Source organism: Cloacibacterium caeni, from assembly GCF_907163125.1.
GTDB lineage: Bacteria > Bacteroidota > Bacteroidia > Flavobacteriales > Weeksellaceae > Cloacibacterium > Cloacibacterium caeni_B.
The window spans coordinates 654,010-664,787 of record NZ_OU015319.1 but is presented as its reverse complement, the minus strand read 5'-3'; the positions used below and the strand labels follow the sequence as shown (position 1 = coordinate 664,787).

General features: G+C 29.7%; 8 protein-coding genes. 3 read left to right on the top strand and 5 right to left on the bottom strand.

What is annotated here, in order from left to right:
- Positions 1 to 72 precede the first annotated feature (72 nt).
- From KKQ79_RS03075 to KKQ79_RS03065, 3 genes are all read left to right on the top strand, one after another.
- Positions 73 to 1,419 carry an IS5 family transposase gene (locus KKQ79_RS03075; protein ID WP_213188932.1) on the top strand — a complete coding sequence of 449 codons (1,347 nt, stop codon included), beginning with the start codon at positions 73 to 75 and terminating at the stop codon, positions 1,417 to 1,419.
- 199 nt (positions 1,420 to 1,618) lie between these two features.
- A complete protein-coding gene (locus KKQ79_RS03070; protein WP_213188931.1) occupies positions 1,619 to 2,062 on the top strand; it encodes a transposase in 444 nt (147 codons plus the stop codon).
- 42 nt (positions 2,063 to 2,104) lie between these two features.
- Positions 2,105 to 2,965, top strand: coding sequence for a hypothetical protein (locus KKQ79_RS03065; protein WP_213188930.1), 861 nt, complete (start codon positions 2,105 to 2,107; stop codon positions 2,963 to 2,965).
- 40 nt (positions 2,966 to 3,005) lie between these two features.
- Here the strand turns inward: KKQ79_RS03065 and KKQ79_RS03060 are convergent, their stop codons facing one another.
- From KKQ79_RS03060 to KKQ79_RS03040, 5 genes are read right to left on the bottom strand one after another with little or no spacing between them, the layout of a single operon-like run.
- The gene (locus KKQ79_RS03060) at positions 3,006 to 3,983 is read right to left on the bottom strand and encodes an HNH endonuclease (protein ID WP_213188929.1); all 978 of its coding nucleotides are present in this window, start codon (positions 3,981 to 3,983) and stop codon (positions 3,006 to 3,008) included.
- On the bottom strand, positions 3,980 to 6,058 hold the full coding sequence (locus KKQ79_RS03055) for an AAA family ATPase (RefSeq protein WP_213188928.1): 2,079 nt from the start codon (positions 6,056 to 6,058) through the stop codon (positions 3,980 to 3,982). The genes KKQ79_RS03060 and KKQ79_RS03055 overlap by 4 nt, the downstream gene beginning before the upstream one ends.
- Before the next feature lie 13 nt (positions 6,059 to 6,071).
- Positions 6,072 to 7,178, bottom strand: a complete 1,107-nt coding sequence (locus KKQ79_RS03050) for a hypothetical protein (RefSeq protein ID WP_213188927.1) — start codon at positions 7,176 to 7,178, stop codon at positions 6,072 to 6,074.
- 12 nt (positions 7,179 to 7,190) lie between these two features.
- A complete protein-coding gene (locus KKQ79_RS03045; RefSeq protein ID WP_213188926.1) occupies positions 7,191 to 9,014 on the bottom strand; it encodes an ATP-dependent helicase in 1,824 nt (607 codons plus the stop codon).
- Positions 9,004 to 10,746, bottom strand: coding sequence for an ATP-dependent nuclease (locus KKQ79_RS03040; protein ID WP_213188925.1), 1,743 nt, complete (start codon positions 10,744 to 10,746; stop codon positions 9,004 to 9,006). The genes KKQ79_RS03045 and KKQ79_RS03040 overlap by 11 nt, the downstream gene beginning before the upstream one ends.
- Positions 10,747 to 10,778: the final 32 nt, after the last annotated feature.

Below are 10,778 nucleotides of genomic sequence, written 5' to 3'. Positions count from 1 at the left end.
GTATTTTGGGGTTAAAATAGCTTGTTTTTTATTGCAAGAATTTGTATCTTAGAGCTTTAAAACCTTGCAAATATGTTGGGAAAAAATCCAGAAAAGAAGCCAGAATTATTCCGCCCAATGTTGGTGGATTTTATTGACCACGAGCATGAACTTGTTCTACTTTCAGAAAAAATAAATTGGAATTATTTTGAGAAAGAATTTTCGCCCTTGTATTCCAAAGTGGGCAATCCGAGCCATCCGATTCGGTTTATGGTGGGTTGTTTGCTACTGAAACATTTGTATAATTTGGGCGATGAGACGTTGGAAAAAGCCTGGATCATGAATCCTTATATGCAGCATTTTTGTGGCAGGGTTTTCTTTGAACACGAATTTCCTTGTGACCCGAGTAATTTTGTTCATTTCCGAAAAAGAATTGGCGAAAAAGGTATCGAAAAAATCTTTGCCTACAGCGTAAGAATGCACGATGCCAAGACGAACACCTCAAATTTTGTTTTGTCCGATACTACCGTTCAGGAGAATAATACCTCTTTTCCTACCGATGCAAAATTGTGCAAAAAAGTGATTGATTATTGCAACAAAATAGCCGGAAATGAAGGCATAAAACAAAGACAACGCTACACAAAAGTCAGCAAACAAATGGTGCGCAACACCTACAACGGAAAACATCCCAAGCGTGCAAAAACGGCAAGGAAATCTCAAAGACAGCTCAAAACCATCGCCATGAGACTGATTCGTGAATTGCAACGGAATTTTAATGCAGAACAGCAAGAATTTTATAAAGATTTAATGACATTGTACACCAAGGTTGTCACACAAAAAAGAAACGATGCCGATAAAATTTACAGCATTCACAAGCCTTTTACCCGATGTATTGCCAAAGGAAAAGCGCATAGCCAGTATGAATTTGGGAATAAGGTAGGTTTGATAACCACCGCCAACAAAGGCAAGAAAATCATTCTCGGGATTAAAGCATTTTTGCAAACTCCTTACGATGGTCACACCATAGAACCACTTTTGGAACAGATGGAAACCGGTGGTCAAAAGCTCCCAAAAGAACTCCTTTACGATAGAGGTGGCAGAGGGAAATCAGAAATAAAGGGCGTGAAAATCTCCATCCCAAGCACTCCAAGAAAAAAAGACACTGCTTATCAAAAGCAGACAAAGCGCAAAAAATTTAGAACCAGAGCGGCAATAGAACCTATCATCGGACATTTAAAAACCGATTTTAGGCTGGCAAAAAATTACTTCATGGGAGAAACGGGACCACAAATCAATGCATTACTAGCTGCAACCGCTTGGAACATGAAGAAAATGATGGAACTACTGAAACAGAAAATTATTTTCTTATTTTATAAGATACAAATTATGCTGTTTTCTAATCCTGTTTTTAAAAATAAATTAAATAGTGGGTTTTGTTAAGGAACGACTAAATAATTTGCTTCAAATTTATAGAATCACAACTTAGCGAACCAACAAAATATAAAATTTCAGGTAATTACATCATAACTAGTCTCTCCTTAAACCACCTATAATCTACTGATTATTAGTATTTTGGGTTTAAAATAGCTTGTTTTTTATTGCAAGAATTTGTATCTTAGAGCTTTAAAACCTTGCAAATATGTTGGGAAAAAATCCAGAAAAGAAGCCAGAATTATTCCGCCCAATGTTGGTGGATTTTATTGACCACGAGCATGAACTTGTTCTACTTTCAGAAAAAATAAATTGGAATTATTTTGAGAAAGAATTTTCGCCCTTGTATTCCAAAGTGGGCAATCCGAGCCATCCGATTCGGTTTATGGTGGGTTGTTTGCTACTGAAACATTTGTATAATTTGGGCGATGAGACGTTGGAAAAAGCCTGGATCATGAATCCTTATATGCAGCATTTTTGTGGCAGGGTTTTCTTTGAACACGAATTTCCTTGTGACCCGAGTAATTTTGTTCATTTCCGAAAAAGAATTGGCGAAAAAGGTATCGAAAAAATCTTTGCCTACAGCGTAAGAATGCACGATGCCAAGACGAACACCTCAAATTTTGTTTTGTCCGATACTACCGTTCAGTAGAATAATACCTCTTTTCCTACCGATGCAAAATTGTGCAAAAAAGTGATTGATTATTGCAACAAAATAGCCGGAAATGAAGGCATAAAACAAAGACAACGCTACACAAAAGTCAGCAAGCAAATGGTGCTCAACACCTACAACGGAAAACATCCCAAGCGGGCAAAAGCGGCAAGGAAATCTCAAAGACAGCTCAAAACCATCGCCATGAGACTGATTCGTGAATTGCAACGGAATTTTAATGCAGAACAGCAAGAATTTTATAAAGATTTAATGACATTGTACACCAAGGTTGTCACACAAAAAAGAAACGATGCCGATAAAATTTACAGCATTCACAAGCCTTTTACCCGATGTATTGCCAAAGGAAAAGCGCATAGCCAGTATGAATTTGGGAATAAGGTAGGTTTGATAACCACCGCCAACAAAGGCAAGAAAATCATTCTCGGGATTAAAGCATTTTTGCAAACTCCTTACGATGATCACACCATAGAACCACTTTTGGAACAGATGGAAACCGGTGGTCAAAAGCTCCCAAAAGAACTCCTTTACGATAGAGGTGGCAGAGGGAAATCAGAAATAAAGGGCGTGAAAATCTCCATCCCAAGCACTCCAAGAAAAAAAGACACTGCTTATCAAAAGCAGACAAAGCGCAAAAAATTTAGAACCAGAGCGGCAATAGAACCTATCATCGGACATTTAAAAACCGATTTTAGGCTGGCAAAAAATTACTTCATGGGAGAAACGGGACCACAAATCAATGCATTACTAGCTGCAACCGCTTGGAACATGAAGAAAATGATGGAACTACTGAAACAGAAAATTATTTTCTTATTTTATAAGATACAAATTATGCTGTTTTCTAATCCTGTTTTTAAAAATAAATTAAATAGTGGGTTTTGTTAAGGAACGACTAACTAATCTTTACTTTTTTAATAATCCTCTTTTACTTCAGTTTTAACGATTTGATATCTTCAGAAATCTCCTGATAAAATTTTGCCAAAGGTCTTTTTAAAGATTCGTCCTTTTCTGAATAATTTCCATATATAATTCTTTTGACAATAGTTTTGTTCAACGAAGTGTTATTTAAAATATTTGATATAGAATCTAAGTATATCTGGTTGAATTTTATTTCTTTATAAATTAGTTCTTCAACAATGTCTTTGTACTCATTGTATTTTAAATTTAATGAAAATCTTTCATCAAAATTTTTTAGAATTTTTTTGTTTGGATGAGAAATTTCCACAATAATATCATTCTTATTTTTTGTTGCAATATATTTTGCAACACATCCTTTTGAAAGGGTGAATTTAAAATTCTGTATTAAAGATTTAGATTCTATATAAAAATCAAAATCAATAGTTTTATCCTTTTTTGCTTTATTACAAGATGAGCATATTGGAATTAAATTATAAAAGGAAACGCATAGAAATGGATATTTACTTTTTGGATAGTAATGATCTAACTCGAAAAAGGCTTTAGGTTTCTTTAATTCTCCTTTTTTGTGTGGTTTATGATTTCTTTTGTAATATTCGTTAACGACATATGTACCTTGTGTATGACAATATGCACAACAATTTATTTCTAAATTTTTTAATGATTTAATAAAATATTCTTTTCGAACTTTCTTATATAGCAATGCGTCAACAATACTTTTATAAAAACTTGTATCATTGCTTGGAAGATTAAAATTTAAAAATTCACTTTTCATTTCGTTTGGTTTTAAAATAATTATGGCTTCCAATTTGCTTAAGATGGCTTCTATATAATCTTTCTTAATGGCATATTCTGCATTTGTAATATCTAATTTAACTATTAAACTATTAAGATTTTTTCTAATATCTGCTTCGCATTTATTTAAAAATTCTTTTTTATAATCTTCTGCTATTTTTTCAATTTCATTATTAATAATTAGCTGTATCATACACCATATTTTTTATTCAATCTTTCAATTTCTTTTTCTAATTCTTTTATTTTGGTGCTTTCTTCATTAATTCCAAATTTTTCTTTGTATAAACTTCTAAATGATTCTCTAATTAATGGATCACCGATTATATTAATGAAATTCAGTATGCTTTCTTCGTTCCAGTCTTTATTTTCCTTTTTATTGGACGTCAAAAAATCACCTAAAGACTTAAATTTATTTTTTGCAAAATCTCCAATAAAATCATTTAGAAAAAAAGAATGCTTTAATAAATCATAAATGTTTTCAGCAAACGTATTATCTCCTTCATACTCTTGTGGGGTTGATTGTTTTGTTTTTTCATCGACATTTAAAAACAATACGTTTTGTTTTGGGATATCTGATAAAATAAATGGAGAATGAGTAATGAAGAGAATGTTGATTCCTTTTAAACTTAAATTAATGTTTTTGATTTGCCTTAAAAGATAATTAACTAATTTTCTTTGAAATTCAGGATGAAAATATAATTCAATTTCATCAAAAATTAAGTTTACATATTCATATTTGATAATCTTTGTCCCATTTACTGAATTTATATTATTTAAATGGTACGTTATAGAACTAATAGAATGTATTAACTGTTGTTCACCAGAACTTAAATCATTTAACTTTATTAACTCACTGTTTTTTTCATCTTCTAAAAATATTTCGGTATCAAATATGGGTGGAGGCAATATTTCAATAAAGTCTTCTGTATCTTTTAGTAACGAATTAAGCTCTATGGATAAACGATCTAAATCCAATTTTTCATCCGTGTTTATATCTTTCCAGAACTCATCATAGTATTTAATATAGTTGATTGTTTGATATAACTTGTATGTGATATGACTTTTATATTTTTTAATATGTTTTATAAAATCGGTTATGTTAATTTTATATCTCTTATACTCCCTATCTTCGAAAATTTTATACGAATCAGTAATAAAGTCTTGATATTCAATATATTTATCGCAAATGCTTATTACTTTGTATATGATATAGTAATCTAGTTGCATTTGTAAATCCTCATCTGGTAAATTGTTTAATTGAAATTCAGATTTTATGGTTTTTAAAATTTCAAAAACATTATGACAAGATAAAAGAGGTGCTTCCTGATTATAAGCATCAATATTTACTGAAAAATCAAATGAATCACTATCTTTAAATTGATTATATAATTCCTGTTTATCTTTAAATTCGGTATATTTTATACCTATCTGATTTTCATCATTTGAATAAATAAAAAAATCTCGAATTTCTTTTTTGTTTAACTCTATACTAACCGCAGTCATGTAATCTCCAATCTTCCGAAAAGTTTTATCATCTTTAATGGGTTTTAAAAGATTACTCAATAATCGTTGGTTTAGGAGATACTGTTCGTTATTAACATCTATTATTCCCGCCCAATGAGGATTGTCTTTTCCTTCTCTTTTAGGATTAATAACTATAGGTATTTGATAAGCATCATTTTTATGGAATAAGCTATCAATCCATGAACCTATTGTATTTGAATTAAATGCATAAATTGAATAATTGACTATTTCGGTATAAAAAAATTTTTCAAGACTAAAAATTTCTAAATTATTGTTGAAATTTTTAAATGTGAAGTTTTCATCATCGATTCTTAACGTAAAAAAAACGCCGTTTTTTAATTCATAAAACAAATCACACTTTATTTTGTATTTCCCCTCTTTTGTTACGCTTATTAAATCTGCCTCGGAAAATAATTTTTCATCATTTTTTAATTTGAAAGATAATTGATTCATACAAGCTATGAACAATTCTATAAGGCTACTTTTTCCACTCCCATTTTTCCCAACAATAGCAGATATATTTATTTTTGTTTTTCCTATGTCATAAAGGTTTTCAGGAAGAGAACTAATAGGATCATATTTAATTTTAACAACATCACCATTGATAGCATTCTCAACTTTATTTTCTCCTATGTAAAACTCATATTCATTATAAAATTTATAAATTTGATTAGGAATTAAATTTTTAAGAAATTTTTTATTGCAGCCATCTAATGGCCTTATCGCTAATAATTTAAAACTCATTTTTCATATTCTTTTATGATGTGTATTCCCAATAATCCTCAATTTCTTTTTGTATTGTAATTCCAATTTCATGATAATATTGAGTTTCTGATTTTAGTTCTTTAATAATTACTTCAGGATCGACGTTTATGAAAAGAACACCCTCAGCCTTAAAATTACTTGACAATAATCTCCAATTCAAATTTAAATCAGTTTTATTTGGTGGTGTTTTAATATAAAATTTTTCAAAAAAATATTCTTCATCTCCCACAAGAATTTTTTTTGAAGGTATAATCTCAATTCTTTTTTCTTCCTTTTTTATCTTAAGATTTGATTGAGAAATAATTTTTTTCATATTAATTCTCACATTGTCTATATTTTCTTCTAAAATATCAACTATATCTCCATCAAATTCTATAATAATTTTAAAATTAGTAATGTCTTTTTTTCCTGTGTTTTTTATTTTTAGTTGTATTTTATTTAGACTTAAATTTATTTTTTCACTTGAAGAACCTGAAATAAAAGAAGCTCCTAAAAGATCTAAAACATTACTTCTAGGATTATATCGTTCAATTGTTTTTCCTACTTTGATTATTGTGTCTTTTCTAAACTTTGGAGAAAGCTCTAAAACATCACTGTTATTGATGAATTTGACTTCGGCAGAATAATTATCTTTGAAATTGAGACTGTTGACATAATAGTTGTAAGTGTCTTGATTTTCAAAAATCAGATCAACAATATCTCCCCAACAATAAAGATGTACTTCAAAAAAACCGTCTTTAATGTTTTTTAAATTGATTTTTCTTACATATTCTTCTATTTTAGAGTCTTTTTCAGCAGTGGTTGCAAAATATAATTTTTTAAGAGCTGGAATAAAATTCTTTGCTTTTTCAATTTCTCCATCTATTTCCTTTATTGTGAAATTTTTCCCAGTATAATCATCTTTCCCTTTGCATTGAATTCCATAATATCCCGATTCTCCTTTAGGCATTCCACAGACATCTACACCATTTTGAGCCTGTCCTTGTCTTCCATTTTTTTTAATTTCAGGACAGCTCCATATTTCTCCCCACAATTTTTTACATAACGTTTCAAAGTCTTGCCAGTTCTGTGGTTTTGGCAGTGATTTAGATATTTGCATTGACAAAAGTGATTAATTAAAATTTTTTAAAAAACGGGATTTGGCTCTAGCTTTATTGTCTCCCCATGGCATTTTACGAATAGCAGGGTAAGTCAAATAAAGAAACCGTTTAGCCCGAGTAAAGGCAACATATAAATTATTTTTTTCTTGATTCAGTTCTTCCTCTCCTTTTTCTATAGCTAAATAATATGGGAAAGTTCCATCGTCCAAGCCAATAAGAAAAACAATATCAGATTCTTGACCTTTCATTGTATGAACAGTACTGATACAAACCCCTTCTTCTTTTTGATTCTTCATAACTGTTCCTAGTGAAATAGCATTTTTAAAACCTGTCAGAGAGGGTTTTAAAGTATTGAACGAATAAGTTCCCCATAAATCATTTAATCCTTCAAGCTCACTAGAAATTTGAATTTTATCTTCGTCTAAAAGCAAGTTACTTTCTTTAATAAAGTTTTCAAACGTTTTTACCGATTTTTTGAAATTGTCTTCGGTTAAATTATCTACTGTGGTTTTGATAAATGAAAAGTAACTATATCTTGATGTTTGAATTTGATTAGCATCCTCAAAATTCTCTACTTTAAGTAGACTTTTAAGCTTTCTAGCGTGTATCTTATCCGAAGGATTAATAACAATTCTGAAATAATTATCAAAGAGTTTCATAAAAATAGTTTCAAATTTAACCCCGATATTTCCAGATTTAAAATAAAAAGGGATTTGATTTTCTTGCAATTGTTCTTCAATGTACTTAAATACAAACCTATTTCTTCCTAAAATTGAGATTTTGCTATATTCTATATTTCCTTCAATATCTGGGTGTGTTTGCAATGCAACAAGCTCATTTATTTTTTGAACAATATACTTAGCTTCGTCTTGTTCACTTTGAGCTCTATAAATTTCAAATTTCCCTTCTTTTACATATTTATCAGCAGCGATATTTAAGTCCATCAACAAATTTGATGCGGTTATTATTTTTTTTGAACACCTATAATTTTCATCCAAAATAATTTTTGTAGCCTTAAAATCTTCAATGAAAAAATTTTTCATGTATTCTGGCGTAGCACCATTAAATCCATAGATTGATTGGTTGGGGTCGCCTACAATCATTACATTTTTAATGTTTTCTCCACATAGTGATTTCAATAAATAATATTGTGCTTTATTTAAATCCTGTCCTTCATCTATAAAAATGTAGTTATACGATTTAGAATATAGATTTTGAACGGCTTCATTATTCATAAATAATTGATAAATGAGCAAAGTTAGGTCATCAAAATCTATTGCATTATTAGATCTGAGATTATCCTGATATTCATTATAAAGCATAAGAAAATGCTCTTCTCCTTCTTCTGTTATCAATTCTTCTGGTTCAGCAAGTTCTCTTTTAACTTCTGAAATGAAATGTAGCACTCTTGTTTTATATGAAGATTTTTGCTTCGAATCCATTCCATTAAAAATATCCGTAAAGTAGGGGATTGATTTTATAACCTCTTCAACAATTTCACTCCGATCACTTTCATCCTCAAAAATGTGAGGCATTTTTTGGAATCCTAAAAGTTTAAACCTAGATTCTAGTATCGACTGACAGAAAGAGTGAAATGTACCTACGAAAACATTTTTGTTTTTAATTTTATCTAAAGAAATCCTTTCTTTTAGTTCTTCACTTGCTTTATTGGTAAATGTAATTGCCAAAACTTTAGAAGAATTATCTTCTAAAAGTTTTTTAACACGCTCCGTTAGAACTCTAGTTTTCCCACTTCCTGCACTTGCTTCAATCAAAAATGCACCTTCTCCTAAGTTGACTATTTCAGACTGTTTTATGGATAAATTAATTTGCATTTGTAGTTGTTGGATTTAATATTTCATTTATTTTATCAAATAACTCTGTTATTTTTGTTGGAAGAGGTTTTGCAGAAATTAAAAGTTCATTTGCAATTATAGGAGCAAATTGAGTTTTCACACCAGTGATAATGCCGTAGTAATCAGTGTCTGCTATATTATTTAATTCTACTTGTTTTGCTGCTTTGTGTTGGTTATTAAAACATTTTTCTAATTCAATCTTATGATATGCTTTTTTTACTTCATCTAAGTAACCGTTGTCGCAGAGTTCTTTTTCAAAATCATTCCCTGCGTTTACAAATATGACTTTAGTTGGATCATTCTTTTTAGAATTTGAAATTTGTCTCAAAACATCAGTATTTACATCAGTCTCATTATCGCTAAAAATAAAGTATTCAATATTAAATGACTCACAAAATCTAATGAAAGGGAGGTACTTTGTATAGCCTCCAACTCCTACAAAATTAACCCCTAATTCAACATAATTAATGTCAAAATATTTACTAATTAAAATAGGTAAGGCTTGTTCTTCAGTTTCTCCTTCGAAAAGGACGACAACTCTAGAAAAATATAATTCTCCTCGTGTATTTACAACCTGTCTTTGAATTTGTCTTAATTGTTCATCATCAAAATCAGCGACAATTAATTTTCCAATTTTAATAGTCTCATTAAACTTACTAATTGATCTTATTTCTTTTAATTGAGCATTAGAAGCGATGTAATTAGAATGTGTTGAAACAATTTTTTGCCCCACAATATTGTTTATCTGAGAATATAATTTTTTTTGTGCATTAGGATGTAAATGAGATTCAGGCTCTTCAATTGCTATTATTGGAAAATAGGGTTTATCATTGTCTAAAAATAATCTTTGATTTAAATTTAGAAAAGATTTTAAAACCAACATAGAAGACCAACTTCTTGTACCCATACCGTGATAATCCATTGAAAATTCAGAATAATTTATTCTGATGCCCTTGTTTAAATCGCGGACTTTCTTAGTAAACGGGGTTAATTGTACGGAGTTATTTGGATTATCCATTGCGGTATCTAATTCTTCTAATGTATTTTGTAAGTCAGACAGAATATCGGAATTAGCTATTGTAGCATCATTTAACTCTGAAATTAAACTTTCAATTGTTTGCTTTGCTTCAGGGGTAAATTCTAAAGATGATAAAATTCTCCCTAAATAGGAAGATTTGGATTTTATATCTTCTAAGATATCTCTATTAGCCTCAAGATAAAAAAAAGGAATTTCATCAAAATAAAAACTTAAGTCATTGCTATATTCATGGTCATACCAATTTAAACTATTTTCAAAAAAGGGCTCCCATTGGTCAATGTAATATTGCTTTTTTCTAAAAGTTTTATTATTTTCATTAATTACAGTTCTGAAAGCCATTATTTGATTGCCTTCAGAATCAATCCCAATTCTCTCAGCCTTAAATACATCAGCCCAATTTTCATCAAATTGACTAGCAATTACGCAGTCTTCATCTATTGGCACAAATAGTAAATCAATAATTATAGTATCATCAATATAATCATCACAGTAGAAAAAATCATCATTAGAAATAAAGTGTGTATTTGATAATGCTAATTGTAGTGCTTTTAAAATTGTTGTTTTGCCTGAATTGTTAGTGCCTACCAATACTGTACTATTCTCGAAATCAATTTCTATATTTCTAAAACCTCTAAAACCTTTTATTCTAAGAGATTGTAATTTTATTCCCATATAAGTAATTAATTAGAAATTTAAACTATAAA

Excerpts from the sequence above, each read along its gene's own strand:
- KKQ79_RS03055 (WP_213188928.1), bottom strand. The coding sequence starts at position 6,058 with ATGAGTTTTAAATTATTAGCGATAAGGCCATTAGATGGCTGCAATAAA.
- KKQ79_RS03075 (WP_213188932.1), top strand. The coding sequence starts at position 73 with ATGTTGGGAAAAAATCCAGAAAAGAAGCCAGAATTATTCCGCCCAATG.
- KKQ79_RS03060 (WP_213188929.1), bottom strand. The coding sequence starts at position 3,983 with ATGATACAGCTAATTATTAATAATGAAATTGAAAAAATAGCAGAAGAT.
- KKQ79_RS03050 (WP_213188927.1), bottom strand. The coding sequence starts at position 7,178 with ATGCAAATATCTAAATCACTGCCAAAACCACAGAACTGGCAAGACTTT.
- KKQ79_RS03040 (WP_213188925.1), bottom strand. The coding sequence starts at position 10,746 with ATGGGAATAAAATTACAATCTCTTAGAATAAAAGGTTTTAGAGGTTTT.
- KKQ79_RS03070 (WP_213188931.1), top strand. The coding sequence starts at position 1,619 with ATGTTGGGAAAAAATCCAGAAAAGAAGCCAGAATTATTCCGCCCAATG.
- KKQ79_RS03045 (WP_213188926.1), bottom strand. The coding sequence starts at position 9,014 with ATGCAAATTAATTTATCCATAAAACAGTCTGAAATAGTCAACTTAGGA.